The sequence below is a fragment of the Micromonospora tarapacensis genome, from assembly GCF_019697375.1.
GTDB classification, from domain to species: Bacteria; Actinomycetota; Actinomycetes; order Mycobacteriales; family Micromonosporaceae; genus Micromonospora; species Micromonospora tarapacensis.
In genome coordinates, this window is the sequence record NZ_JAHCDI010000004.1 from 4654961 (window position 1) to 4680700 (window position 25740).

At 72.2% G+C, this 25740-nt stretch carries 22 protein-coding genes and 2 pseudogenes; 10 read left to right on the forward strand and 14 right to left on the reverse strand.

The annotated features are described in order from the left end of the window. The first annotated feature begins 65 nt into the window (after positions 1 to 65). The 3 genes from KIF24_RS27275 (at position 66) to KIF24_RS27285 (ending at position 3366) form a co-directional block, all read left to right on the forward strand. Positions 66 to 476, forward strand: a complete 411-nt coding sequence (locus tag KIF24_RS27275) for a VOC family protein (RefSeq protein ID WP_221086468.1) — start codon at positions 66 to 68, stop codon at positions 474 to 476. A 110-nt stretch (positions 477 to 586) separates the two neighbouring features. After that, positions 587 to 2977 (forward strand): ATP-binding cassette domain-containing protein, encoded by a 2391-nt coding sequence (locus tag KIF24_RS27280; protein WP_230415934.1) that lies wholly within the window; start codon positions 587 to 589, stop codon positions 2975 to 2977. A 221-nt stretch (positions 2978 to 3198) separates the two neighbouring features. Then, positions 3199 to 3366: a hypothetical protein gene (locus KIF24_RS27285; RefSeq protein ID WP_221086469.1), complete on the forward strand. Its 168-nt coding sequence runs from the start codon at positions 3199 to 3201 to the stop codon at positions 3364 to 3366. Between the two features lie 52 nt (positions 3367 to 3418). On the opposite strand, the gene KIF24_RS27290 is transcribed toward KIF24_RS27285, so the two are convergent. The 4 genes from KIF24_RS27290 to KIF24_RS27305 are packed head-to-tail and all read right to left on the reverse strand — an operon-like array spanning position 3419 to position 7798. Next, positions 3419 to 3640, reverse strand: a complete 222-nt coding sequence (locus tag KIF24_RS27290; protein WP_221086470.1) for a hypothetical protein — start codon at positions 3638 to 3640, stop codon at positions 3419 to 3421. Continuing rightward, positions 3633 to 4844 carry an ABC transporter substrate-binding protein gene (locus tag KIF24_RS27295; protein WP_221086471.1) on the reverse strand — a complete coding sequence of 404 codons (1212 nt, stop codon included), beginning with the start codon at positions 4842 to 4844 and terminating at the stop codon, positions 3633 to 3635. The genes KIF24_RS27290 and KIF24_RS27295 overlap by 8 nt, the downstream gene beginning before the upstream one ends. Next, positions 4841 to 5245, reverse strand: a complete 405-nt coding sequence (locus tag KIF24_RS27300; protein WP_221086472.1) for a roadblock/LC7 domain-containing protein — start codon at positions 5243 to 5245, stop codon at positions 4841 to 4843. Before KIF24_RS27300 ends, KIF24_RS27295 begins: the two co-directional genes overlap by 4 nt. A gap of 39 nt (positions 5246 to 5284) precedes the next feature. After that, complete coding sequence (locus KIF24_RS27305) at positions 5285 to 7798, reverse strand: sensor histidine kinase (protein WP_221086473.1); 2514 nt, start codon at positions 7796 to 7798, stop codon at positions 5285 to 5287. Between the two features lie 334 nt (positions 7799 to 8132). Between KIF24_RS27305 and KIF24_RS27310 the strand changes: the two genes are divergently transcribed. After that, entirely contained in the window at positions 8133 to 10214 is a 2082-nt protein-coding gene (locus KIF24_RS27310; protein WP_221086474.1) for a heavy metal translocating P-type ATPase, read from the forward strand. A gap of 79 nt (positions 10215 to 10293) precedes the next feature. Here the strand turns inward: KIF24_RS27310 and KIF24_RS27315 are convergent, their stop codons facing one another. The 4 genes and pseudogenes from KIF24_RS27315 to KIF24_RS27330 all read right to left on the reverse strand — a co-directional run bounded on the left by KIF24_RS27315 (position 10294) and on the right by KIF24_RS27330 (position 13464). Beyond that, a complete protein-coding gene (locus tag KIF24_RS27315; protein ID WP_407940018.1) occupies positions 10294 to 11406 on the reverse strand; it encodes an ABC transporter ATP-binding protein in 1113 nt (370 codons plus the stop codon). Then, positions 11403 to 12212 carry an ABC transporter permease gene (locus KIF24_RS27320; protein ID WP_221087574.1) on the reverse strand — a complete coding sequence of 270 codons (810 nt, stop codon included), beginning with the start codon at positions 12210 to 12212 and terminating at the stop codon, positions 11403 to 11405. The genes KIF24_RS27315 and KIF24_RS27320 overlap by 4 nt, the downstream gene beginning before the upstream one ends. 39 nt (positions 12213 to 12251) lie before the next feature. Next, positions 12252 to 12982 (reverse strand): annotated as a pseudogene (gene modA / locus KIF24_RS27325) (molybdate ABC transporter substrate-binding protein). A gap of 56 nt (positions 12983 to 13038) precedes the next feature. Beyond that, entirely contained in the window at positions 13039 to 13464 is a 426-nt protein-coding gene (locus tag KIF24_RS27330) for a TOBE domain-containing protein (RefSeq protein ID WP_221086475.1), read from the reverse strand. 137 nt (positions 13465 to 13601) lie between these two features. On the opposite strand from KIF24_RS27330, the pseudogene KIF24_RS27335 reads away from it, so the two are divergent. Then, positions 13602 to 14081 (forward strand): annotated as a pseudogene (locus tag KIF24_RS27335) (Dyp-type peroxidase domain-containing protein); the annotation flags it as partial. A gap of 17 nt (positions 14082 to 14098) precedes the next feature. Beyond that, the gene (locus tag KIF24_RS27340) at positions 14099 to 14719 is read left to right on the forward strand and encodes a copper resistance CopC family protein (protein WP_221086476.1); all 621 of its coding nucleotides are present in this window, start codon (positions 14099 to 14101) and stop codon (positions 14717 to 14719) included. A gap of 42 nt (positions 14720 to 14761) precedes the next feature. Here KIF24_RS27340 and KIF24_RS27345 read toward each other — a convergent pair whose 3' ends face one another. Both KIF24_RS27345 and KIF24_RS27350 read right to left on the reverse strand, forming a co-directional pair. Continuing rightward, positions 14762 to 15862 carry an L-dopachrome tautomerase-related protein gene (locus KIF24_RS27345; RefSeq protein WP_221086477.1) on the reverse strand — a complete coding sequence of 367 codons (1101 nt, stop codon included), beginning with the start codon at positions 15860 to 15862 and terminating at the stop codon, positions 14762 to 14764. A 290-nt stretch (positions 15863 to 16152) separates the two neighbouring features. Further along, the gene (locus tag KIF24_RS27350; RefSeq protein ID WP_221086478.1) at positions 16153 to 16488 is read right to left on the reverse strand and encodes a YnfA family protein; all 336 of its coding nucleotides are present in this window, start codon (positions 16486 to 16488) and stop codon (positions 16153 to 16155) included. An 80-nt stretch (positions 16489 to 16568) separates the two neighbouring features. Here KIF24_RS27350 and crcB (KIF24_RS27355) point away from each other — a divergent pair, with 80 nt between their 5' ends. Together crcB (KIF24_RS27355) and crcB (KIF24_RS27360) are read left to right on the forward strand one after the other, a co-directional pair. Further along, positions 16569 to 17051 carry a fluoride efflux transporter CrcB gene (gene crcB, locus KIF24_RS27355; protein WP_221086479.1) on the forward strand — a complete coding sequence of 161 codons (483 nt, stop codon included), beginning with the start codon at positions 16569 to 16571 and terminating at the stop codon, positions 17049 to 17051. Continuing rightward, positions 17048 to 17422 carry a fluoride efflux transporter CrcB gene (gene crcB / locus KIF24_RS27360; protein ID WP_221086480.1) on the forward strand — a complete coding sequence of 125 codons (375 nt, stop codon included), beginning with the start codon at positions 17048 to 17050 and terminating at the stop codon, positions 17420 to 17422. Before crcB (KIF24_RS27355) ends, crcB (KIF24_RS27360) begins: the two co-directional genes overlap by 4 nt. A 36-nt stretch (positions 17423 to 17458) precedes the next feature. On the opposite strand, the gene KIF24_RS27365 is transcribed toward crcB (KIF24_RS27360), so the two are convergent. Together KIF24_RS27365 and KIF24_RS27370 are read right to left on the reverse strand one after the other, a co-directional pair. Next, positions 17459 to 20107: an HAD-IC family P-type ATPase gene (locus KIF24_RS27365; protein ID WP_221087576.1), complete on the reverse strand. Its 2649-nt coding sequence runs from the start codon at positions 20105 to 20107 to the stop codon at positions 17459 to 17461. A gap of 194 nt (positions 20108 to 20301) precedes the next feature. Then, positions 20302 to 21063, reverse strand: a complete 762-nt coding sequence (locus KIF24_RS27370) for a potassium channel family protein (RefSeq protein WP_221086481.1) — start codon at positions 21061 to 21063, stop codon at positions 20302 to 20304. 310 nt (positions 21064 to 21373) lie between these two features. Between KIF24_RS27370 and KIF24_RS27375 the strand changes: the two genes are divergently transcribed. Both KIF24_RS27375 and KIF24_RS27380 read left to right on the forward strand, forming a co-directional pair. Further along, on the forward strand, positions 21374 to 23023 hold the full coding sequence (locus KIF24_RS27375) for a potassium/proton antiporter (RefSeq protein ID WP_221086482.1): 1650 nt from the start codon (positions 21374 to 21376) through the stop codon (positions 23021 to 23023). After that, positions 23008 to 24048 (forward strand): sodium:calcium antiporter, encoded by a 1041-nt coding sequence (locus tag KIF24_RS27380; protein ID WP_221086483.1) that lies wholly within the window; start codon positions 23008 to 23010, stop codon positions 24046 to 24048. Before KIF24_RS27375 ends, KIF24_RS27380 begins: the two co-directional genes overlap by 16 nt. Positions 24049 to 24097: 49 nt before the next feature. Here KIF24_RS27380 and KIF24_RS27385 read toward each other — a convergent pair whose 3' ends face one another. After that, the gene (locus KIF24_RS27385) at positions 24098 to 24475 is read right to left on the reverse strand and encodes a sensory rhodopsin transducer (protein ID WP_221087577.1); all 378 of its coding nucleotides are present in this window, start codon (positions 24473 to 24475) and stop codon (positions 24098 to 24100) included. Then, positions 24475 to 25692 (reverse strand): D-arabinono-1,4-lactone oxidase, encoded by a 1218-nt coding sequence (locus tag KIF24_RS27390; RefSeq protein WP_221086484.1) that lies wholly within the window; start codon positions 25690 to 25692, stop codon positions 24475 to 24477. Before KIF24_RS27390 ends, KIF24_RS27385 begins: the two co-directional genes overlap by 1 nt. Positions 25693 to 25740 lie beyond the last annotated feature (48 nt).

The window sequence follows — 25740 nt, forward strand, 5'->3', positions numbered from 1 at the left end:
CAGCTGACCAGACCGATCAGGAATCGAGAAGCGCAGGTCGCCCGGCCGCGCCTAGCGTGACTGCCATGGACATCACCATTCACTACACCTTCCTCCCGCACAACGACGCCGACGCCGCCCTGGCCTTCTACCGCGACACCCTCGGCTTCGAGGTACGCAACGACGTGGGATACGAGGGAATGCGCTGGATCACGGTCGGCCCCGAGAAGCAGCCGGGCACCTCGATCGTGCTGCACCCGCCGGCCGCCGACCCCGGCGTCACCGAGGACGAACGTCGCACCATCACCGAGATGATGGCCAAGGGCACCTACGGCGCCGTCACCCTGGCCACCCCCGACCTCGACGGCGTCTTCGGCCGGCTGGAGTCCAGCGGCGCCGAGGTCGTCCAGGAACCGACCGAGCAGCCGTACGGCGTGCGTGACTGCGCGTTCCGCGATCCGGCGGGCAACCTGCTCCGGATCAACGAGGTCCGCTGACCGCGGTGCCCGCCAGGGATGGGGCCACACGGGCTGAGCTGGTTAGATCAAGTCAGGTGACACCGACGGGGGCCGCCGCGAGGGTGGCCCCCGTGACAGATGGAGACGGGATGAGCATGGCCACGAAGGCGGACAACCGGTCGGCCGCGCCGCACGGTGCCGACAGCCACGACCTGATCCGCGTGCAGGGTGCGCGCGAGAACAATCTCGCCGATGTCAGCGTCGAGATCCCGAAGCGTCGACTCACGGTGTTCACCGGCGTTTCCGGCTCGGGCAAGAGTTCGCTGGTGTTCGGCACGATCGCCGCGGAGTCGCAGCGGCTGATCAACGAGACCTACAGCGCCTTCGTGCAGGGCTTCATGCCGACGCTGGCCCGGCCCGAGGTCGACGTGCTCGACGGGCTGACCACCGCGATCATCGTCGACCAGGAGCGGATGGGGGCCAACGCCCGGTCCACCGTCGGCACCGTGACCGATGCCAACGCGATGCTGCGCATCCTCTTCAGCCGGCTCGGCCAGCCGCACATCGGCTCGCCGCAGGCATTCTCCTTCAACGTCGCCTCGATCAGCGGCGCGGGAGCGGTCACCATCGAGCGCGGGGGCACCACGACCAAGGAACGGCGGAGCTTCAGCATCACCGGTGGCATGTGCCCGCGCTGCGAGGGCATGGGCCGGGTCAACGACTTCGATTTGTCCGCGCTCTACGACGACAGCAAGTCGCTCAACGAGGGCGCGCTCACCATTCCCGGCTACAGCATGGACGGCTGGCAGGGCCGCATCTTCCGCGGCTGCGGCTTCCTCGACCCGGACAAGCCGATCCGCAAGTACACCAAGCGGGAGCTGGCCGACCTGCTCCACAAGGAGCCGACCAAGATCAAGGTTGACGGGATCAACCTGACGTACGCGGGGCTGATCCCGCAGATCCAGAAGTCGTTCCTGGCCAAGGACGTCGAGGCGATGCAGCCGCACATCCGTGCCTTCGTGGAGCGGGCGGTGACGTTCACCGCCTGCCCGGAGTGTGGTGGCACCCGGCTCAGCGCGGCGGCCCGGTCGTCGAAGATCAAGGGGATCAACATCGCCGACGCCTGCGCGATGCAGATCAGCGATCTCGCCGAGTGGCTGCGGGGCCTGGACGAGCCCTCCGTCGCGCCGCTGCTGGCGTCGTTGCGGCACACCCTCGACTCGTTCGTGGAGATCGGGTTGGGCTACCTCTCGCTCGACCGGCCCTCGGGCACCCTCTCCGGCGGCGAGGCGCAGCGCACCAAGATGATCCGTCACCTCGGGTCGGCGCTGACCGACGTCACCTACGTCTTCGACGAGCCCACCATCGGCCTGCACCCGCACGACATCGCCCGGATGAACGACCTGCTGCTGCGACTGCGGGACAAGGGCAACACGGTGCTCGTCGTGGAGCACAAGCCGGAGACGATCGCGATCGCCGACCACGTCGTCGACCTCGGTCCCGGTGCCGGCACGGCCGGCGGCACCATCTGCTTCGAGGGCACCGTCGAAGGGCTGCGGACCAGTGGCACGGTCACCGGCCGCCATCTCGACGACCGGGTCACCCTCAAGGAATCCGTGCGGACGCCCACCGGGCGGCTGCCGATCCGGGGCGCGGCGCGGCACAACCTGCGCGACGTCGACGTCGACATCCCGCTCGGGGTGCTGGTCGCCGTCACCGGCGTCGCCGGATCCGGCAAGAGTTCGCTCATCCACGGGTCGGTTCCCGCCGGGGCGGGAGTGGTGTCGGTCGGCCAGGATCCGATCCGCGGGTCGCGACGGAGCAACCCGGCGACGTATACCGGACTGCTCGAACCGATCCGCAAGGCGTTCGCGAAGGCCAACGGGGTGAAGCCCGCGCTGTTCAGCGCCAACTCCGAAGGCGCCTGCCCCAACTGCAACGGCGCCGGCGTCATCTACACCGACCTGGCGATGATGGCGGGCGTGGCCACCACCTGCGAGGAGTGCGAAGGGAAACGGTTCCAGGCATCGGTGCTGGAATACCACCTCGGCGGCCGTGACATCAGCGAGGTGCTCGCGATGTCGGTGACCGACGCCGAGAAGTTCTTCGGTGCCGGCGACGCCCGCACCCCGGCCGCGCACGCCGTCCTCGACCGGCTCGCCGACGTCGGGCTCGGCTACCTCAGCCTCGGCCAGCCGCTGACCACCCTGTCCGGCGGCGAGCGGCAGCGGCTCAAGCTGGCCACCCACATGGGCGAGAAGGGGGGCGTGTACGTCCTCGACGAGCCGACCACCGGCCTGCACCTCGCCGACGTGGCGCACCTGCTCGGCCTGCTCGACCGGCTCGTCGACGCCGGCAAGTCGGTCATCGTCATCGAGCACCACCAGGCGGTCATGGCGCACGCTGACTGGATCATCGACCTCGGCCCGGGCGCCGGCCACGACGGCGGCCGGATCGTCTTCGAGGGCACGCCCGCCGACCTCGTCTCCGCCCGGTCCACCCTCACCGGCGAGCACCTGGCCGCCTACGTCGGCGCCTGACCGAGGGCCGGTGAGGCGGCGCTCGTACGGGACCGTGGGGAGAAGTAACCGTCCAGGACGCGTCACAGACGTCAAAGACGGGTATCGTCGGTGTAGCCGGGCAGTCGCCCGCGACCGGGGCACCACAATCGGGCCCAGCACGAGCGCCGGACTTCACGGCATCACGCGGCAGGAATCTCCCGCGACCCGATGCGCCCCGCTCCCCTCAAGAAGGACTCTGCATGACTTCGAACGACGAATACGCCTCAGCGTTGTTTCTCGCCGCGCCCACCCTCGACGAGCCCGAGGACTCGGGCGCCAGCGTCGACGGGAGCGAAGAGGCGATGCGGCGGCTGCGCCACCCGTTCGCGGTGGGGCCCACCGCCCCGGCGCGGGGCGGCCGGCGCTGACGGCCGAGCGCGGGGAGCGGCGCAACTGACCCGTCGAGGGCCCGGCCGGGGTCTACCGCTGCCACCGCTCCGCGGGTAGGCAGTTCGTGGCCGCACGTCCGTAGATCACCGTTCCGTCCGGTCTGGCGTAGCAACGGGCGAGTCGGTCCTCGGACTGGAACAGCGGGCGTCGGTCGATCTCCGCTCCGTGGCCGTCGTAGCTGACCAACTCGGGACCGCTCTCGGCGTTCAGCCGGGCATGGCTACAGCGGCACCAGGCGGGCAGCTCAGCCACCGAGCGTGGCCAACTCCGAGACGACGACGTTGGTCAGCGCCCGGCCGTCCCGGCGGACCTGGCGGAGATACCACTTCTGGATCGGCGCATGCGTGGTCTTCGCGAACTGCCACGGCCCGCGCGGGCTGTTGAGCTGCCCGAGGCCGGCGATCGCGGCGTTGATCGCCTGCGGGCTCGGGTTCGTGCCAGCCGCTGCGACCGCCCGGTCCAGGACGGCCGCCGCGTCGTACGACGCCATCACGATAGAGGTGGGCACCCGGCCGGGATAGGTTGCGTTCCAGGCCGAGACGAACTCCCGGTTGGCCGCGTTGTCGAGGTCGGGTGAGTAGTTGAGACCGTTGTAGATGCCCTCCGCCGCGTCGCCCTGCTCGATCAGGCTTGCCGGTTCGGTCACGAAGCCCGCCGCGTAGAGCGGCAGGTCGGCCACGCTCGACTCGGCGTACTGCTTGACGAAGGTGATGGCGTTCTGCGCGTCGAAGAAGCAGTAGACCGCGTCGGCGCCCGATTCCTCGATCGCCTTCAGATACGGCCCGAAGTCCTCGGTGACCGGGAACGGGCTGAAGACGGCCCGCCCGCCGGGGTTGGCCAGCTGGCCGCCGAGGTCGGTGAACGTGTCGACGAAACCGCGCAGCTCGTCCCGGCCACTCTGGAAGTCCGGCCCGATGGCGAAGACCCTGCCCTCCTTGACCTGCTGCTTGACGAACGGCGCCATGGCCACGCCCGGCTCCACCGAGATCAGGTTGGTGTGCCAGACGTACGTCACCTCGGTCAGCGCCGGCCGCCCCAGCGCGCCGACGAGCGGCACCTCGTGCTCGTTGATGAGCGGCAGGATGGCCGCGACGTTGCCGCCGTTGATGATGCCGGTGACGGCCGAGACCCGCTCCTGTTCCAGCAGTTTCGTGGCGGACTCGACGACCACCTCGCCGTCGTATCCCTCGTCGGCGACGATCAGCTCGGCCGGGTGGCCGCCCAGCCGTCCGTCGCGCATGTCCAGGTAGAGCTGAAACCCGTCGCGCAGTTCGGAACCGGGTACCTGGAGCGAGCCGTCGATGTTGGTGATCATCCCGATCCGGATGGTCCCGGGTGTGGGCTCCGGGTCGCCGTCGCAGGCGGCGGTGACGAGCACCAGCGCACCGGTCAGCAGGGTGGCGAGCAGCCCTCGGGCAGCTGGGACGGCGCGTCGGGCCGGATGGGTGACGGTCACAGCATGCCCAGCAGCTGGGAACGCACCGCAGGGGTGAGCACCTCACCCATCCGGTTCGCCAGGTCGGTCATCTCGTACGAGACCTGGCCCACGTCGCAGCCCGGGGAGGCCAGCACGAGCAGCGAGGCCCCGTCGCTGAACGCCATGCAGAACATGAACCCGCCCTCCATCTGCGTCACATTCGAGATCACCGAGCCGGCCTCGAAGAAGCGGGCGGCCCCGACGAGCAGGGCGATCAGCCCGCTGCCGGTGGCGGCGAGCTGGTCCGCCCGGTCTCGGGGCAGGCCGTGGTTGTGTGCCAGGACCAGCCCGTCGGTCGAGATGGCGAGGGCATGGCTGACCTCGGGTGTTCGGCCGACGAAGTTCTGCAACAGCCAGCTCAGGTCGTTCGGGCTTGTCACGGCGTCGCTCCAGATCGGGGAGGGGGTGGACAGTCAGCGTCAGAAGGAGGCGGGTGCCCGGCGACCGGCGACACCCTTGGCGTAGGCCGACATCGCCGCCGCCACGGCCGCCGGGTCCAGCTTCCGCGCAGCGTCCGTGCTCGGTCGCTGCGCCTCGGGGACGAGGTGCGGCTGTGGTACCCGACGCGGCAACCCGACCTGGGTGGGCAGTGCCATCGTGGCGGCCGCCCACTTCTCGCCGGCGTGCGCCGGCCAGGTGACGGCCACCGAGTCGCCGTCCAACGCGGTCTTGAACCAGCCGTTCACCGCGTGCCGGTCCGGCGGGTGCGTGGTGGCGTCCTGGTGCGACGACTCGGCCTCGGTCTCGGCCGCCGGCTGGAACAGCGGCGCCAGCGGCGCCGGCGAGGAACGCGGCTGGCCGGAGCCGGCCGGCGCTGCCGCCCTGGCCCGGCCGGCACCGGCCGGCGCTGCCGCGCCGGCCTCGGCGTTGCCGGAGCCGGTCACCGGGTGAACGGCGCGGGCCACGGAGGGCATGACCGGGCGGCCACCGGCGGTGGAGGGTCGGCTCGGGCCCACCGCGGACTCCACCGGTTCCGGGCGCTGGGCCGGCCGGCGCACGACGACCGCTGCCGGCATCACGATCTCGGCCACCGTGCCGCGCGCCTGTCCGGGGTGCAACTCGACCACGACACGGTGCCGGGCCGCGAGCCGGGCGACCACGGTGAGGCCCATCGACCGTACTCCCGAGATGTCGACCGACGCCGGGTTGGCCAGCGCGGCGTTCAGCTGTTCGCACCGCTGCCTGGAGAGCCCGACCCCCTGGTCCACCACCTGCACGATGGCCCGGTCGGACAGCGCGTGCCCGGTGACCAGCACGTCGGTTTCCGGCGGCGAGTAACCGGTCGCGTTGTCCAGCAGCTCGGCGACCAGGTGCACGATCTCGTCCACCGCGGTGGGGGCGATACACAGTTCCTTGTCGACCGCGCCGATCCGAACCCTGGTGTAGTGCTCGATCTGGGACAGCGCGGCCTGGATCACATGGTCGAGCGGGACCGGCTCCTGGCGTACCCGGGAGATGCCGGAACCGCCGAGCACCAGCAGGCTCTGGTTGATCCGCGCCATCCGGGTGGCGAGATGGTCCAGGTGGTACAGCTGCTGCAGCCGCTCCGGGTCGGCCTCGTCGCGTTCCACCTCGTCGACCTGGGCAAGCATCGCGTCCACCAGCCGCTGCTCGCGCCGGGACAGGTGGACGAAGATCTCCGCGATGTTGGCCCGCATCACCGCCTGCTCGCCGGCGATCCGGACCGCCTCCCGGTGCAGCGCACGGGTCGCGGTCGCCACCTCGGCGATCTCGTCTGAGCCGGTGATCTTGAACTCCGACACCGAGCGGTCGGCCACCTCGTTGGGTTGCACGCTGCCCGGCCGGGCCGCGCTCAGCTCACGGACCACAGCCGGCAGCCGGTCGTACGCCACCTTGGTCACCGTGTTGCGCAGCGAGCGCAGCCGGCGGGTGATCCGCCGAGCCACCACACCGGTGAGTACGGCGGTGAGCGCCAGCACGAGGAAGATGCCGACGCTCTGCAACAGCGCGTCGCGGAGCAACTGCCCACGCTCGGCCGCCACCCGGTCGGCCACCGCGGCGTCCACTTCGCTCTGGATCCGGAACATCTGGGTGATCCAGCCGTCGGTGGCCACGACCCAGGCGTCCGCGTCGACTCCGAGCCGTTCACCGGGAAGCGTCCGGCCCACCTGGTCCTGTAGCCGCTGCGCGGCAACCACCCGCTGGTCGGTGCCGATCTGCTCCCAGTTCGCCACCCACCCCGGTTGGGCCAGGGCCAGGAAGGCGTTGCCGGCCTCGGCGTATCGGGCCTGGGCGCCGACGATCTCCTGCTGCCCGGCCGGGGTCAGCTCGCCGCTGGCGAGGCTGCGCAGCACGATGACCTGGAGCTGGCCGATCGCCTCGCCCGCCTCCGACATCGCTGCTGCGGCCCGGACGTCGTCGGCGATCCGCGTCGACGTGTCGGTGGCCACCGACGCGCGGAAGGTGAGCAGGTCGGCGACGAGGATGCGGTAGCTGAAGGCGATCGCGGAGAGCGAGGCACGAGGGCTGGAACGAACCTGCTCGCGAACCGTGCTCAGCGCGTTCAGGCCGGCCTCGACGCGTCGCAGGGCGGGGGTCGCGGCGTTCACGTCGGCCTGCCGCCGCCGAAACTCGATGATCTCGTCGTCCGTGCGCCCGACCTGCTCGGCGAAGGTGATGCTGGCCGCCTGGCTCTGGGTGGTCAGCTCGACTGCGGCGATCACCCGCTCGGCCTGAAGGGCGCGGGCCAGCGCGCCTGCCTGGGTGGAGAGCGTGACGACGTCGTGCACGGTGCCCGCGTTCAGCACCTGCCGGACCGTGCCCTCCAGGGCCAGGCCGGCGAACCCGACGACGGCGACCAGTGGCACGGCGACCAGCAATCGCAGTAGGCGGACGATGCTGCCGCGGGCCAGCCACCCCCGACGCGCTTCGGCATGCGTACGCACCGCGCTTGTCGCAATTGCACGTGTCACCAGCGTACTCCGCCCCTTGCCTCATCGACACTGATCAGCAGGACCCGACGGACATGTCGGATACATGGTGGAGTGTGGGCGGCACGCCCACGTCAGAGCGCATTCCTACCACGAGGTACGAGGCCGCTTCCAGGTTCTTGATCGGCCGTCCGGGGCGTGAGTGACGGGTCGGACATCGCCTCAAAACACGACGCCGATAACTGATCAACCGATCGCCGCGAATACACCAACGTACGGGCGATGCGTTGCCCGTTCCGATCCGGTATGGACGGGCGATCCGCCGCAGTGCCGGACGGATACCCCTACCGGGTATATGGTGGAGGCTGAGGAGGCGATGAGATTGTCCCAGACCGACGCCCAGCATCACATGGCGCAGCCCGGCGGCGGGCACGGTCCGCACGACAAGCACGCCGGGCACGACCCGGAGGCGTTCCGCCGGAAGTTCTGGTGGAGCCTGGCGCTGACCGTGCCGATCGTGGTCACCAGTCACCTGGTGATGGACTGGTTCGGCTACCAGCTGGACTTCCCCGGGATCGAACTGGTCGGGCCGGTGCTCGGCACCGTGGTCTTCGGCTACGGCGGCTGGCCGTTCCTGCAGGGGGCCCTCCGCGAGATCCGGGACCGTGCGCCGGGGATGATGCTGCTCGTCGCCATGGCGATCACGGTGGCCTACGTGGCGTCGCTGGCCACCGCGTTCGGCGCGTTCGACCTGGACTTCTGGTGGGAACTGGCCGCGCTGGTCACCATCATGCTGCTCGGGCACTGGCAGGAGATGAAGGCGATCGGTCAGGCGCGCGGTGCGCTGTCCGCGCTGGCCGCGCTGCTGCCGGACGACGCCGAGCGGCTCGGCCCGGACGGGCAGCCGCAGCGGGTGCCGGTGACCGACCTGCGCCTCGGCGACCTGGTCCTGGTCCGCCCTGGTGCGCGGGTTCCGGCGGACGGTCAGGTCGTCGAGGGCCGGGCCGAGGTCGACGAGTCGATGATCACGGGTGAGTCGCGGCCGGTGTCCCGCTCCACCGGTGACCGGGTGGTGGCCGGAACGGTGGCCACCGACGCGGCGCTGCGGGTCCGGATCGAGGCGGTCGGCGACGACACCGCACTGGCCGGCATCCAACGGTTGGTGGCCCAGGCGCAGCAGTCCAGCGGTCGGGCCCAACTGCTGGCCGACCGGTTCGCCGCCTGGCTGTTCTACATCGCCACCGCGACCGCCGCGGTCACGCTCGTGGTCTGGTCCGTGCTGGCCGGCCTGGACGACGCGGTCGTGCGTACGGTGACGGTGCTGGTCATCGCCTGCCCGCACGCACTCGGCCTGGCCATCCCGCTGGTGATCGCGTTGTCCACCGCGGTCGCCGCGAAGGACGGCATCCTGATCAAGGACCGGCTGGCGCTGGAGCGGATGCGCACCGTGGACACGGTGCTCTTCGACAAGACCGGCACCCTGACCAAGGGCGAACACGTCGTCACCGACATCGCCGCCGCCGAATCCGAACCGGATGCGGCCGGCCTCACCGAGCGCGACGTGCTCGCCATCGCCGCGGCGGTGGAGGCCGACAGCGAGCACCCGCTCGCCCGGGCGATCGTGGCTGCCGCCGCGCAGCGGGAAGCCCGCCGGACGGCGACGGGTTTCCACTCACTTCCCGGCCGCGGGGTACGCGCCGAGGTCGACGGGGTGACGTACGCCGTCGGCGGGCCGGCGTTGCTCCGGGAGTTCGACACCGCGGTCCCCGACGGCCTCGCCCGGCGGCAGGACGACTGGTCCCACCGTGGCGCCGCCGTGCTGTACCTGCTCCGGCCGCACGACGGCCGGGCGACCGTGCTCGGTGCCCTCGCCCTGGCGGACGAGGTGCGGCCGGAGGCCCGGCAGGCCGTCGCCGACCTGCGGGGGCAGGGCATCCGTAAGATCGTGATGATCACCGGGGACGCGCGTCCGGTCGCCGAGGCGGTCGCCGCCGACCTGGGGTTCCACTCCGGCGAGGACGAGGTCTTCGCCGAGGTGTTGCCGGCGGAGAAGGACGACGCGGTGACGGACCTGCAACGGCGGGGGCTGCGGGTGGCCATGGTGGGCGACGGGGTCAACGACGCGCCGGCGCTGGCCCGCGCGAATGTCGGCATCGCGATCGGCGCCGGCACCGACGTGGCCATCGAGTCCGCCGGGGTGGTGCTCGCCTCGTCCGACCCGCGCGGCGTGACCGGAGTGATCCGGCTGTCCCGGGCCGCGTACCGGAAAATGATCCAGAACCTGGCCTGGGCCGCCGGTTACAACGTGGTCGCGCTGCCGCTCGCCGCCGGTGTCCTGGCCTGGGCCGGGGTGACGTTGAGCCCGGCGGTCGCCGCCGTGCTGATGTCGGCCTCCACCATCGTGGTGGCCCTCAACGCCCAGTTGCTGCGCCGGGTCGAACTACGCCCGCGGGACTGAGCACCCGGTCCGGGCAAGCTCCTGCCCGACCGGGGCCGGGCGCGGCGACGAGACTCGACGGCATGGCGCCGGAGCCAGGTCAGGGTCCGTTCGCCGCGGGGTAGGCACGGGTCTCGGTGGCCTTGACCGCCGCCCAGACCAGCTGCCCCGGGGCCGGTCTCAGCTGGGCGGCGGCGGCCGGGGTGACGTCGGCGGCCACGTCGATCGGACCGGTGAGTTGGATCCGCAGGTTGTCGCCGTGCCGCTGGACCCCGGCGATGGTGGCCGGCCAGGTGTTGCGGGGGCTGCCGTCGGGTCGTCGCGGGTGCAGCGCCACGGCCGACGGCGCGAAGGCCACGAAGACCTCGCCGTCGTGCTGGTCACCGGTGGTCAACCGGAACCCGTCGGTGAGCCGGACGCGGTGCCCGCTGGCCCGGCCGCGGTAGAGGTTGAGCCCGACCAGGCGGGCGACGTAGTCGGTGCGGGGTTGCGCGGTGACCGTGGTGGCGCTGCCCTCCTGGACCATTCGGCCGTCTTCGATGATGACCAGCCGGTCGGCGAGCACGAGGGCGTCCAGTGGATCGTGGGTGACCAGCATCGCTGCCCCGGTGTGCGCGGCGAGGTGCCGTTGCAGTTGCGCCCGGGTGTCGAGGCGGGTGCCGGCGTCGAGCGCGGCCAGCGGCTCGTCGAGCAGCAGCAACGCCGGCTCGACGGCCAGGGCACGGGCGAGCGCGACCCGTTGGGCCTGCCCGCCGGAGAGCTGCCGGGGCTTGCGGCGGGCGTGCTCGGTCAACCCCATCCGGGCCAGCCAGTCGGCGGCCCGCTGCCGGGCCCGCTGCCGGTCCAGGCCGTGCCGGCGCGGGCCGAACGCGACGTTGTCCAGCGCGCTGAGGTGGGGGAAGAGCAGATAGTCCTGGAACACCACGCCGATCGGGCGGCCCTCGGTGGGGACCCAGCTGCGCCCGTCGGGACGGTCGAGGTCCCGCCCGGCCAGGCTGAGGTGACCGGCCGAGAGCGGCAGCAGGCCGGCGAGCGCACGCAGGGCGGTGGTCTTGCCCGCGCCGTTGGGCCCGAGGAGCGCGACGACCTCGCCCGGGGCGATGGTCAGCGGCAGGTCGAGCCGGAAGCTGCCCCGGTCCACCACGAGACGGGCGTCGAGCAGCGGCCCGCCCGGGCGCGTGCCGGCAGTGCGGGTGGTCCGGCCGGCGGTCACGGCGCGCTGACCCAACGGTCCCGCAGGCTGGCCAGGATCACCACGGAGACGGTGAGCAGGAGAAGGCTGAGCACGATCGCGGCCTCCAGATCGGTCTCCAGGGCGAGGTAGACGGCCAGCGGCATGGTCTGCGTCCGGCCGGGGTAGTTGCCGGCGAAGGTGATCGTCGCGCCGAACTCGCCGAGGGCGCGGGCCCAGCAGAGCACCGCGCCGGCGGCGATGCCGGGTGCGACGAGCGGCAGCGTGACGTGGGTGAAGGTGGTCCACCGACCGGCGCCGAGGGTGGCGGCGGCCTCCTCGTAGCGGGTGTCGGCGCCGCGCAGCGCGCCTTCCACGGCGATGATCAGGAACGGCATGGCGACGAACGCCTCGGCGAGCACGACCGCCGTGGTGGTGAACGGCAGGGTGATGCCGAACGCCGAGTCCAGCCACGAGCCGACCAGCCCGCGCCGGCCGAAGACCAGCAGGAGCGCCACGCCGCCGACCACCGGCGGCAGCACGAGTGGCACGGTGACCAGGGCGCGCACCAGCCGGCGGCCGGGGAACGGGACGCGGGCCAGCAGCCAGGCCAGCGGGATGCCCAGGACGAGGCAGAGCAGGGTGGCCAGCGTGGCGGTCTGCACCGACAACCGCAACGCGGTGAGTACCCCCGGCTCGGTGAGCCGCTGCGGCAACGTGCTCCACGGGGCGCGGACCAGCAGCCCGGCCAGGGGCAGCACGAGCAGGGCCAGCCCGAGCGCGGCGGGAAACAGCAGCGCGACCGGTATCCGGCCGGTGCGCCTGGTGCGGGTGGGTGAGGCGGTCACGGCCGGCGGCGTCGCCTCGCCATCTGTGCGGGCCACCGGTCAGGGCGCCTGGAACCCGGCCGCGGTGAGCACGCCGAGGCCGGCGTCGGAGCGGACGTACTCGACGAACGCCCGGGCGGCTGGCCTGTTCGGCGCGCCCCGCAGCACGATGATCGGATAGTCGTTGATCGCGCCGGCCGACTCGGGGAACTCGACGCCGTCGACCTCGTCGGCGGCGGCCCGCGCGTCGGTGCGGTAGACCAGCGCGGCGTCGACCTCGCCGAGCCGTACCTTGGCCAGCGCGGCCCTGACGTCCTGTTCGAGGGTGACCGGGGTGAGCGCCACGCCGGCCGAGTCCAGGGCGGTACGCGCCGCCGCCCCGCACGGCACCTGTTCGGCGCAGAGCGCGACCAACGTGTCGGCCCCGGTGAGATCACCCAGGCCGGACACTCCATCCGGATTGCCCTTCGGCACGGCGATGACGAGCCGGTTGCGCACGACGACCACCGGCTCACCGTCACCGTTGCCGGCCTCGGTGACGGTGGTCGTGTTGGCCGGTGCCGCCGCGGCGAACACGTCGGCCGGCGCGCCCTGGTTGATCTGGGTGGCGAGGGCGGAGCTGCCGGCGAAGCTGAAGGTCACCCGCACCCCCTGGTGGGCAGCCTCGAAGTCGGCGCCGATGCGGGTGAACGACTCGGTCAACGACGCGGCGGCGAACACGGTCAGCTCGCCGCTGACCTCGCTGCCAGCGGCGGCCGGCGGCGGGTCGGGGCGCCGCCGCAGCCGATCAGCCCCAGCGCCGCCAGGGTGGTCGACACGGCCAGGACGGTGCGCAGCCGTGCCGATCTCACGAGCCGACCCTCCCTCTGCTCCCGACCGCCGTGATCGGCTTCTCCACGACGACCGTCGTCGACTTGATCACTGCCACGGCCACCGAACCGACCTCCAGACCGAGGTGGTCGACCGCCTCCCGGCTCATCAACGACACCAGCCGGAACGGGCCGGCCTGGATGTCCACCTGCGCCATCACCGCGTCCTTGACGACGGCGGTGACGATGCCGGGCAGCCGGTTGCGGGCCGAGGACTCCTCGGCCCGACCGCCTGGCTCGGCCGCCTGCGCCCGGACGAACGCGGCGAGGTCGACCCCGTCGATCACCCGGTGGCCGTGCCCGTCACGGCTCGCATCGAGCCGACCGGCGTCCACCCAGCGACGAACCGTGTCCACGCTGACACCGAGCAGCTCGGCCGCCTCACCCATCCGAAACATGGTCACGACGGCATCGTAGACGACCGCGCCTGCGGTCGACAGCAGGCACATTGACTCGTATCTCCGGCGCACTGACGCGGTTTCAGGGTCGCATCTGCGTCACGCCGGAGGGTCGGCGCCGACCCGCCTCGCCAACCGCCGGCGCGGCACGCCTCACCCAGGGCCGGCCGGCGCTGGCCGACACCGAGCCGGAACTGGGGCTGCTGCCCGCCCGGCTCACCATCACCTTCGGTTTCGGCCCGGGCCTGTTCGCCGCCGCCGGTCTCGACGACCGTCGCCCGCCCTCGGTGACCGACCTGCCCCGTTCGCCATCGACCGGGCTGCAACCCAACTGGTCCGGCGGGGACCTGCTGGCCCGGGCACACGTCACCGACGACCGGTTCCGGATCCTGCGCCGCCCCTACAACTACGATGGGACACCGACCGCCGACGGCACCGCCGACAGCGGCCTGATCTTCGCGTCGTACCAGGCCGACATCGCGACCCAGTTCCTGCCCATCCAGCGACCGCTCGCCGAGCGGGACCTGCTCGACGAGCGGACCACCCCGATCGGCTCCGCCGTCTTCGCCGTACCGCCCGGGTGCCCGGAGGGCTGCTGGGTCGGCCAGCAACTGCTCGACTGACGAGGAGAATGACCAGCATGCTCATCCGTCTCCGCCGACCGCTCACCGCCGGACTCCTCGCCGCCGTCCTGGCCGCCGCGGCTCTGCTGGTCCCGCCCGCCTCCCCCGCGTACGCGCACAACGCGCTGCGCAAGGCGACGCCCGCCCAGGACGCCGAACTCACCACCCCGCCGAGCAGGATCACGCTGGAGTTCATGCAGAAGCTCAACCCGTCGTTGACCACCATCACACTCAGCGACGCGGGCAAGCAGAAGGTGGCCACCGGCGAGCCGGACGTGACCGGCGCCAAGGGCACGGTGACCATCGAGGCGCCACTGGCCAACGGCACCTACACGGTCGGGTACCGGGTGGTCTCCGCCGACGGGCATCCCGTGCAGGGGTCGTACAAGTTCACCGTCGCCGACCCGACGGCCACCGCCGAACCCACCCCCAGCGCCACCCCTGCGGGGAGCGAACCGGCGGCGACTCCGAGCGCCGCACCGACCTCCGCCGCCGCTGCCAGCCCCGCCGCCAGCGGCTCGTCCGGCGGCTCCGGCACCGTGGCGCCGCTGGCCGGGGTGTTGGTCGCCCTGGTCGCCGGCGCGGCGGTGGTCCTGCTCCGGCGTCGTCGCGCCGGCGGCGGAGCAGCCGAAAAGTGATCATCACATCGGCCGGGTCGGGCCGGCCGGCCGGACCCGGTCTCAGCGCAGCAGCACCGGTCCGGCGTCGATCCGGGTCCGGAACAGCAGGTACGGCCTACGGCGCAGATCCTTTCCCCCGTGGTAGCCGGGCTGCCGGTGCAGCTGGTTGGCGGTGACGTAGAGGTGCCCGTCGACGGCCAGCGACATGGTGTCGGGCCAGAGCAGCCGGGGATCGTGCACCACCGTCTCGTACTCGCCGTCCGGACGGCGCCGCAGCACCGCGTTGTGCTCGTACGAGGTCAGGTAGACCCGGCCGGCGTCGTCGCTCTCCAGGCCGTCGGAGCCGGTGCCCTTGTCGCCCTCGTGGACCACGGTCGCGGCGACCTCGGCCTCGCCGGCCGAGACGTCGGCGAGGGCGTCGGTGGCGACGCTGTACCACTGGCGCGAGGCGAGCGGGCAGTAGTGGAGCCGAGCGCCGTCGGCGGAGATGGCGATGCCGTCGGAGCCGATCATCACTGGTTCCGCCGGCCTGTCCGGCGGCCGTTGCAGGAACGGCCGCCCCTCCACCAACGGCCGGAAGCGGGACAGCGGCTCCGCCTTGGTGGACGGGTGGTCGTGCAGTCGCCGCCACGACGCTCCGGTCGCCAGGTCGACCACGATGATCCCGTTCGGGCCGGCGACCGCCGAGTCGGTGATGTAGGCCACCCCCGCCGCACCGCGCCGCAGGTCGAACCGCACGTCATTGAGGTACGTCGTGGGTAGCGCCACGTTCGCCGGAAAGGTGATCACCTGGGCGACCGTGTCGGTGTCCAGGTCGATCCGGACCAGCTTGGGGCCACCGGGGCGGGTGGGCCGGAACATCGGGCTGCCGGTGTCGAGCACCCAGAGCCGATCGGCGGGATCGACGACGACACTCTGCACCGAGACGAACGCCTCCGCGTCGTCGTCGCCGCCCGGCCGGTTCCGGGCCTCGTCGGGGTACGGCACCTCGTCGCCGTCACGCAGCTCGACGACGGTGGCCGGCACCTCGTCACCCCACCTGGGGAAGTTGACGAAGATCCGGCCGGCGTGCGAGACGCTCACCCCGGTCGGCATCGGCCCGGTGAAGGCGTGGACGAGTTCCAGTTCCCCGACGGTCTCGCCCGACGCGGGTTCGCTCATCTGCCGCTCCTGACTCTCGATGCCGCCCCGTTCCCGTGGCCGCCGGGCGCAAACGTGCCCCGGTCCGGTCGGTGGCGACAGGACAGCCCGGCCCGTCACGGCCACCTCCGCGCCGCGCCCGTTCGGGCCGCCCGATCGGTCAGTCGGGGGTGGCCCGCGGCGACGGTCCAGCCCTGTCGGCGCGCCGAATCGCCGAGCCCGCAGGCCGGCGGCGGAGTCCGGCGGCGGTCCGGCTTCCGAGTACCGGCCGGCGCAAGCCAAGGTGACGGGTATGCCCCAGGTGCCGGACCTCAGGCGCCGCGGGGGGCGTACATGATGACGGCCACGCCGAGCAGGCAGATCGCCGCGCCGGTGAGATCCCACCGGTCCGGGCGGAAGCCGTCGAAGACCATCCCCCAGGCGAGCGAACCGGCGACGAAGACCCCGCCGTACGCGGCCAGGATCCGGCCGAAGTTCGGGTCGGGCTGGAAGGTGGCGACGAAGCCGTACGCACCCAGGGCCAGCACCCCGGCGGCGACGAACCACAGCCCCCGGTGTTCACGCCAGCCCTGCCACACCAGCCAGGCCCCGCCGATCTCGGCGACCGCGGCCAGGACGAACAGCAGCACCGAACGCAGTACGGTCACCCGGCGCACCCTACCTCCGCCCGGCGCTATCCTCGGCAACTGGGCATTGGGGGCACCCGCGGACCGGTAGGGGGTGAGCTGTGCGGCCCGAACGACCGCCCACCGATCCGGATGTCGACCTCGATGTCCCGCGCCAACGCGCGGAACTGCGGGGTGGCGCCGCCAGCCTGCTCGCCGCGATCGCCGTCGGTGGCATGGTCGGCGCGGTGGTAAGGCACGGGCTGGCCGTGGCGTTTCCACACCCGCCCGGGGGATTTCCGTGGGCCACCTTCGCCGTCAACGTCTCGGGTTGCCTGCTCATCGGCGTGCTGATGGTGCTGATCACCGAGGCGTGGCAGGCACCGCGGCTGGTCCGGCCCTTCCTCGGCGTCGGCATCCTCGGCGGCTACACCACCTTCTCCACGTACGCCGTCGAGGTGCAGCAGGCGGTGGCCGCCGGCGCGACGCGGACCGGGCTGCTGTATCTCGCCGGGACTCTCGTCGCCGCCCTCGCGTCGGTGCGCATCGGCGTGACGCTGACCCGGCTGGCGACCGGGGTGGTCCGGAAGCGGAGCGCCGGATGAGCGTGATCCTGGTGGCGCTCGGGGCCGCCCTCGGCGCGCCGCTGCGCTACCTGGTGGACCGGGCGGTGCAGGCCCACCACGGCTCCTCCTTCCCCTGGGGCACCTTGACCGTCAACATGGCGGGCTCGTTCATCCTCGGCGTCCTGATCGGTGGCGCCGCGGTGGGAGCGGTACCCGGCTCCCTGGTCGCCCTGCTCGGCACCGGCCTGTGCGGGGCGTTGACCACCTACTCGACCTTCGGCTACGAGACCGTCCGTCTCTACGAGGACGGGGCCCGGCGGCACGCGCTGCTCAACGCCGGGGTCAGCGTCGTTGCCGGCCTCGGTGCCGCCTTCGTCGGCGTGACCCTCGCCGGTGCGCTCTGGTCCTGAGCCCGACGGGCGGGCGCGGCCGTCGGAAGGGCGGGCTCAACCGAGGTTCCGGCGCAGCCGCTTGTCGACGGCGACCACGACGGCGGCGACGGCCCCGACACCCAGGATGCGCAGCCACACGTCCAGCCCGATCGGTGCCGTACCGAAGATGCCGTTCAGCGGGGGCAGGTACGTGATGGCGAGCTGGCAGCCGGCCTGCGCCGCCACCCCGAGCAGCAGCCAGCGGTTGGTGAAGAACCCGATCCGCCATGCCGAACGGGTCAGTGACCGGCAGCTGAACAGGTAGAACATCTCGACCACGACGAAGAGGTTGAGCGCCGCCGTACGCGCCTGGGCGACGTCCGCGCCGTTGGACCGCTCCCACTCGAACACCCACCACGCGCCGGCCACCAGCAGCGCGGCCACCAGCAGGATCCGGACCGTCAACGCGCCGGTGAGCAACGGCCGGCCCGGGTCACGGGGTGGCCGTCGCATGATGCCGGTCTCCTTCGGCTCGAAGGCGAGTGTCAGGCCGAGCAGGACCGCGGTGGTCATGTTGATCCACAGGATCTGGGTGGGCAGCAACGGGAGGGTGGCACCCAGCACGACGGCGACCAGGACGACCAGTCCCTCGCCCAGGTTCGTCGGCAGCGTCCAGACGATGAACTTGGTGATGTTGTCGAAGACTCCGCGACCCTCCTCGACCGCGGCTTCGATGGTGGCGAAGTCGTCGTCGGTGAGGACCATGTCGGCTGCCTCCTTGGCAACCTCGGTGCCGGAGCGCGCCATGGCGACGCCGATGTTCGCCTGCCGCAACGCCGGGGCGTCGTTGACCCCGTCACCCGTCACCGCGACGACGTGGCCACGCTCCTGGAGCGTCTCCACCAACCGGAGTTTCTGTGCCGGGGAGACGCGGGCGAAGACGGCGGCCCGTTCCACCGCGTCGGAGAACCGCTCCGCGGGCAACCCGTCGAGATCCGTCCCGGTGACCACCCGGTCGTGCCGGTCCTCGTCGAGCAGTCCGAGTTGACGGGCGATGGCGCCGGCCGTCGCCGCATGGTCGCCGGTGATCATCTTGACGTCGATCCCCGCGGTGTGGCAGGCCCGCACCGCCGGGGCGGCGGCGCTCCTGGGCGGGTCGAACATCGCCTGCAACCCGGTGAGGACCAGGGTGCCGGGCAGCGAGGCCGCGTCGAAGCCGTCCGGGCCGTCCGGCGGCCGTACGGCGGTGGCGAGCACCCGCAGCCCTCGGCCGGCCAGTTCCTCCGCCGCGCGCAGGGCGGCTTCGGCCCGTACCGGACGGAGTGCCCCGTCGGCGGCCATCTCGGCACGACACATCGACACGATCCGCTCGACGCTTCCCTTGGCCAGCACGACCGCACGGTCCGTGGCCCGCTCGTCGTGCAGGGTCGCCATGAACTGCCGGGCCGAGTCGAAGGGGATGGTGTCCCGCCGCGGCCAGTCGGCCGCCAACTCGTCCTGGTCGATCCCGGCCTTGGCCGCGACCACCAGCATCGCGCCCTCGGTCGGGTCGCCGGCCAGCGTCCACCCGCCGTCCTGCTCGCGGATCCGGGCGTCGTTGCAACCCGCGCCGGCCAACAGGGTCCAGCGCAGCGCCTCGCCGCCCCGGCCGTCGTCGCGGATCTCCCCCGCCGGCCGGTAGCCCGAGCCGGTCACCTCGTACCCGCCGTCCGGGGTCCACAGCGCCCGGACGGTCATCTGGTTCTCGGTGAGGGTGCCCGTCTTGTCGGAGCAGACGACCGTGGTGCTGCCCAGCGTCTCGATCGCCGGTAGGCGGCGGATCACCGCCCGCCGCCGGGCCATCCGGGTCACGCCGATGGCCAGCGTGATGGTGACCGCCGCCGGCAGCCCCTCGGGGATCGCGCCCACGGCGAGCGCGACGGCGGCGGTGAACGTCTCGACCGCGTCCTGGCCGCGGAGCAGCCCGACCCCGAAGGTCACCGCCGCCAGCACCAGGATGACCACGGTCAGCACCCGGCTGAACCGCCCCAGCTTGCGGGTCAGCGGTGTGGCGAGCACCTCCGCCGCACCGACGAGACGGTGGATCTGTCCCAGTTCCGTGTCGGCGCCGGTGGCCACCGCGATCCCGGTGCCGGTGCCGGCCGCGACCAGGGTTCCCGACCAGACCATGTTGCGCCGGTCGGCCACCGGCGTCCCGACCGGCAGTTCCGCCTCCGACTTGTCCACCGGCACCGACTCGCCCGTCAACGCCGACTCGTCGACCCGCAGTTCGGCCAGCCGGACCAGCCGCAGATCCACCGGCACCTTGTCGCCCGCCTCCAGCAGCACCAGGTCGCCGGGGACCAGCTCGTCCGAGGAAACCGTCCGCGCCTCGCCGTCGCGGACCACCCGCGCCTCGGTACGCACCATCGACCGCAGGCTGTCCAGCGCCGCCTCGGCCCTGGACTCCTGGGCGTACCCGATCCCGGCGTTGATCAGCACCACCGCGAAGATCACCGCGGAGTCGACGTACTCCCCGAGGATCGCGGTGACCACGCCCGAGGCGATCAGCACGTAGATCAGCGGGTTGTGGAACTGCCGCAGGATCCGGCGCAGCACACTGGCGCCGCCGGCGGCGGGCAGCACGTTGCGGCCGTACCGATCGAGCCGACGGGCTACCTCCGCGCCGCTCAGACCGCGCTGCGGGTCCGTCTCCAGCAGCAGCACGACCTCGTGGCCGGACATGCCGTGGTGTTCGTCCTCACGCGACTCGCCAGCCGACTGTTCGAGCGTCACCGCCACCCCGCTGAGGATCAGAGAACGGACCCGCGTGCCGCCGGGCCGGGTTGCCGCTGCGGGGCGCCCGGCGGGGCGCAGCGTCTACCATCCTGCGGGACGACGCCCGCTTCGCAGGTCGGAATGCCTGATCAGGTGGCCGGTCAGCCGGCGGTGCGCCCCTCCGCCTCCGCGTCCGTGCCGAGACGGCGGCGCAGGGCGGCGATCTCGGCACGCAGCGCAGCCACGTCGTCGCTGGTCACCGCCGCCGGCTTGTCGGCCGCGGCCGAGACGCGCTCGACGATCCACGTCGCCAGCGAACCGGTGACGAAACCGATCAGCCCGATCCCGCCGATCATCAGACCGAGGGCCACGAACCGCCCCATGGTCGTCACCGGGTAGTAGTCGCCGTAGCCGACGGTGGTGATGGTGACCGTCGACCACCACAGCGCGTCGTCGAAGGAGGTTATGTTGGCCTCCGCCGCGAAACGCTCGGCGTCCAGCACCGCCAGCGCGGAGACCAGCACCAGCAGCGCGGTGGTGGCGGCGACGTAGACCGCCAGCCGACCGCGCGCCCACACCTCGGTACGGCGGTTGATGGTCAGCACGATCATGATCAGGCGCACCGCGCGCAGCGGCCGAAGGATCGGCAGCGCCAGCACCACGAGGTCGAACAGGTGGCCCCGGACGAATCGCCGCCGGTCCGTGGCCAGCCCCAGCCGCACGATGATGTCGGCCCAGAACAGCAGCCAGACGGCGACCGTCGTGGCGGTGCAGGCCGCCCGCCAGGTCGGATCCAGGTCGGGATCCAGGATCGGTGCCGCGTAGACCACCAGGAACATCACCGACAGCACGGTGAGCGGGGCGGCGGTCAGCCGTTCCCAGGCGGTCAGCCGGTCCGTACCCTGCGCCGTCGTACCGCTCATCAGCTGGCTCCCGTTGTCCTCGTCGTACGGGTTGACCGGGCCATGGTCGCGCGACCGATGCCGGCGCCGGCAAGCGGGCCACGAATCGTCGCCATCGGGAGTGTGCCTGTTCACGCTGAGCGTTTGGCGGCTACCCGCCCGGTAACGTGAGCCGGGGGGTATGCCGCGGTACGGCCCACCGCCTGGCCGGTGAGGCCGGGCGGTGACCGCTGTGCGACTCGTGGGGGCGGGTGTCGGCGACCTCCGGAAGCCGACGCGAGGTTTGAGGGAGCGGAAGCATGGGTCGACGTTGCGTGGAACGGGTACGGCGATGACCCTGGAGCAGGTCTACCTGCTGATGATCGCCGCAGCCGCGACGGTACTGGTGAGCGTCGCCGCCGCGCGGGTGGCCACCCGGGTCGGGATACCGGTGCTGCTGGCGTACCTCGGGGTCGGGCTGCTGCTCGGCGAGAACGGTGTCGGCCTGCGCTTCGACGACGCCGCCCTCGCCCAGGCCCTCGGCACGGCGGCCCTCGCGATGATCCTGGTCGAGGGTGGCCTGACGACCCGTTTCTCCGACATCCGTCCGGTGCTCGCCCCCGCGACGGCGCTCGCCACCGTCGGGGTGCTGATCAGCGTCGGGGTCACCGCCCTCGGCGCGTACCTGTTGCTCGACGTCTCCTGGCAGTTGGCCCTGTTGCTGGGGGCGGTGGTGTCGTCCACCGACGCGGCGGCCGTCTTCTCGGTGCTGCGCACCCTGCCGCTACCGCGGCGGCTGGCCGGGCTGGTGGAGGCCGAGTCCGGGCTCAACGACGCACCCACCGTCATCCTGGCGCTCGCGTTCAGCGCCACCGGTCTGACCGCGACCAGCCCGCTGGCACTGCTCGTGCAGATGATCTACCAGCTCGGCGCCGGTGGCGCCGTCGGCATCGCGATCGGCACGGCCGGCGTCTGGTTCCTGCGCCGCCTCACCCTGCCCGCCTCGGGTCTGTACCCGATCGCCACCTTCGCCTGCGGCATCCTCGCCTTCGCCGCCGCCGGGCTCGCCCAGGCCAGTGGCTTCCTCGCCGCCTACCTCGCCGCCCTGATCCTGGGCAACGCCCATCTGGCCCACCGCCGGGCCACCGTGTCGGTGGCCGAAGGGCTCGGCTGGATCGCGCAGATCGGGTTGTTCGTCATGCTCGGCCTGCTGGCCAACCCCAGCGAGCTGCCCTCCGCCGTGCTGCCCGCCCTGGCCATCGGTTTCGTGCTGCTGCTGCTCGCCCGGCCACTGTCGGTGCTGATCACCCTGCTGCCCTTCCGGATTCCGCTCCGGGAACAGCTGCTGCTGTCCTGGGCCGGGCTGCGCGGCGCCGTACCGATCGTGCTGGCCACCATTCCGGTCGTGGCCGGGGTCGACGGGAGCGGGCAGCTGTTCAACATCGTCTTCGTACTGGTCGTGGTGTTCACCCTGGTCCAGGCGCCGACGCTGCCGGGGCTGGCCAAGCGGCTGCGGCTCAGCACCGCCGGGCTCGGCCCCGACCTCCAGGTCGAGTCCGCGCCGCTGGACGCCATCGACGCGGACCTGCTGCACCTCAACATCGAACCGGGCTCCCGGATGCACGGCGTGCACATCCGCGAGCTGCGGCTGCCCCCGCCGGCCGCGATCACGCTCGTGGTACGCGACGGCACCGCCTTCGTCCCCGAACCCGATGCCCGGCTGCGCCACGGTGACCAGCTGCTCGTGGTCACCACCCCACACGTGCGGGAGCGCACGGAACGCCGGCTGCGGGCGGTCGCCTGGGCCGGTCGGCTCGCCCACTGGCGCGGCGAGACCGGCGACCCGGACGGGCCGGCCGGGCCGCCGGTGCGCACGGAGCGCGTCCCGGCCGCCCCCGCGCGGCACCACCGGCCGCCACCGACGAGGAACAACCACCGGCCCTCGTCCGGTCAGCCGGCTGAGCATCGACGCGGGCGGGCGGTGCGGTGCCGGACACGCTGACGACCTCCTGGCCGCTGAGCTGGAGCATCGGCGTGTTCCTGCTCGCCGGGACGGTCACCGTGCTCGGCAGCATCCGGCTGGTCGCGCTGGGCGACACCCTCGCCGACCGTACGGGCTGGGGTGAGGCACTGTTCGGGGCGGTCTTCTTCGGGCTGGCCACCTCGCTGTCCGGGATCGTGATGACGGCGGTGACCGCGGCCGGCGACCAGCCGCAGCTCGGCTACGGCAACGCCGTCGGCGGCATCGCCGCCCAGACCACCGCGGTGGCGGTGGCCGACGCCTTCTACCGCCGGGCGAACCTCGAACACGCGGCGGCGTCGCTGTCGAACGTGCTCTTCGGCGCGCTGCTCATCGCGCTGCTGTCACTCGCCCTGCTCGGCAGCTTCGCGCCCGGGGCCACCGTCGCCGGACTGCACCCGGCCTCGTACGCGATGGTCGGCGCCTACCTCGGCGGCCTGCACCTCGTTCGGCGGGCCGGTGCGAGCCCACCCTGGCAGGCCGTCGCCACCACCGAGACCCTCCCCGACGTCCCCCACGAACACGGCGACCTGGATCGTCGACGCTCGGCCTGGCTGTGGCGCCGGTTCGTCGTCGTCGGCCTGCTGGTGGCCGCCGGCGGATGGGTCATCGCGCTGGCCGCCGAGAACCTGCTCCTGGCCACCGGTCTCGGCGCTGGCTTCGTCGGTGCCGGCCTGATGGGCGGGATCAACGCCCTTCCCGAGACGGTCACCGCCGTGGCCGCCGTCCGGCGCGGCGCACCGACCCTGGCGATCGCCGCCGTCCTCGGCGGCAACAGTCTGGACGCACTCAACCTCGTGGTCGGTGACATCGCCCACCGGGGCGGGTCGATCTACCACGTCGCCGGCCAGCAGGAACTCTTCGTCACCGCCACCGCCCTGTTCATGACCGCCACCCTGCTCGGTGGGCTCCTCGTCCGGCAGACGGGCGGGTGGGGCCGGCTCGGCTTCGAGGGAGTCGTGCTCCTCGGCACGTACGCCGTGATGACCGTCGTGCTCGTCGCCTGAGTGCTTCCGCGCCGCGACCTGCTGGGGTGAACTGGTGTGGTGGACCCGGCTAGGCGATGGGGTGGGCCATCGTGCCGGTGAGCGCCACCGTGCCCGGCAGCCGGGTGTCCTGCCGCAGGAACTGCACCACCACGGGGACCGGGGAGCGCAGCACGCAGCCGTACGGGCGGTCGAGGCGGACGGCCTCCGGGTCGATCAGGTCGTTGACCCGTACGTGCCGGATCCGCCGGGCGTGGACGACGAACCGGTACGGTCCGACCGGTTCGGTGTCCTCGTAGTAGAAACACAGGGTCAGGTCCGCGGCGGACTCGGTGGTGTTGAGCACACACAGCTGGTCGAAGCTGGTGAATTCCGGTTCCGGGGCGGTGCCGCCGAACGGGATGCGCCCACCGGGCACCACCCACACCTGCGCCCCGAGCTGCTCCATCACGCGCCCTCCAGCAGTCGGGCCAGGTCGGGGGTGAGGAACACCCCGTCCGGGTCGAGGCGGCGACGCGCTGCCTGGAAGTCGTCCCACCGGGGAAACAGGGGCCGCAGTTCGCCGGCGGTCAACCAGTGCTTCTTGCCCCAGTGCGGCCGGCCGCCGTGCTGCCGGAAGACGGCCTCCATGTCGCGGAAGTACTCCTCGTACGGCAACGAGGTGTTCTGCAGGCAGGAGACGGTGGTGGTGGGGCGGCCGTACGCGTTGCTGAGCCAGATGTCGTCGGCGGCGACGGTGCGCACCAGCACCCGCCAACCGACCGTGCGGCGGTGCCGGCTCAGGATCCGCCGCCGGACCTCGGCGAAGCAGGCCGGGAAGGCTTCCGAGGGAAGCATGTACTCGATCTCCTCGAAGCGCAGCTCCCGGTTCTGCGGGATGGTGCGGTGGGTCGGCCCGGTCCTGAGTTCCCTGGGCTCGTTCCACAAGCCGGACTCCAGCACCCGGCGGTTCGCCCACATCCGGCTCTCGGGCGGTTCGTCGGCCCGGTTCAGGGTGCGGATCTGGGTGAGGTCGCTGCGCGGATACCAGTAGAAGTCCATGTTGCGGTTGGTGTGTTGCAGCTCGGCCAGGTGGTCGAGGGTCCATTCGACCGGCGCGCACCAGGCCCGCCGACGCAGCTCATAGCGGGACTGCACGTCGAGGGTGAGCTGGGTGACCAGGCCCAACACGCCGAGGGAGAGCCGGACGGCGGGCAACAGGTCGGGGTTGCGGGTCGGGGACACGTCCACCACATCCCCGGTGCCGGTGACCAGCCGCACCTCCGTCACCTGGGTGGACAGGTTGCCGAAGCCGAGGCCGGTGCCGTGCGTACCGGTGGCGGTGGCGCCCGCGATGGACTGGTAGTCCACGTCGCCGAGGTTGTCCATCGCCAGCCCCGCGTCGTAGAGACCCTCACCCAACTCCTTCAGCCGGCTGCCGCCCCGGACCGTGGCCCGTTCCCTCGCCTTGTCGACCACCCCGCTCATCCGAGCCAAACTGACCAGGACGCCGTCGGTGCGGACCAGCGGGCTCGACGAGTGCCCCGAGCCGACCGGCCGGAGGGTGGTCCCCGCCTCGCGGGCCCGCAGCACCAGTTCCCGCACCTCGTCCTCGTCGCCCGGCTCGGCGTAGTCGGACGGGGTGAAGGTGAGACTGCCGGACCAGTTCACGAACGGACGCGACACTCGCAACCTCCTGTCCCCGACGAACGGTGCGCTTACCCTCGGTCTCCC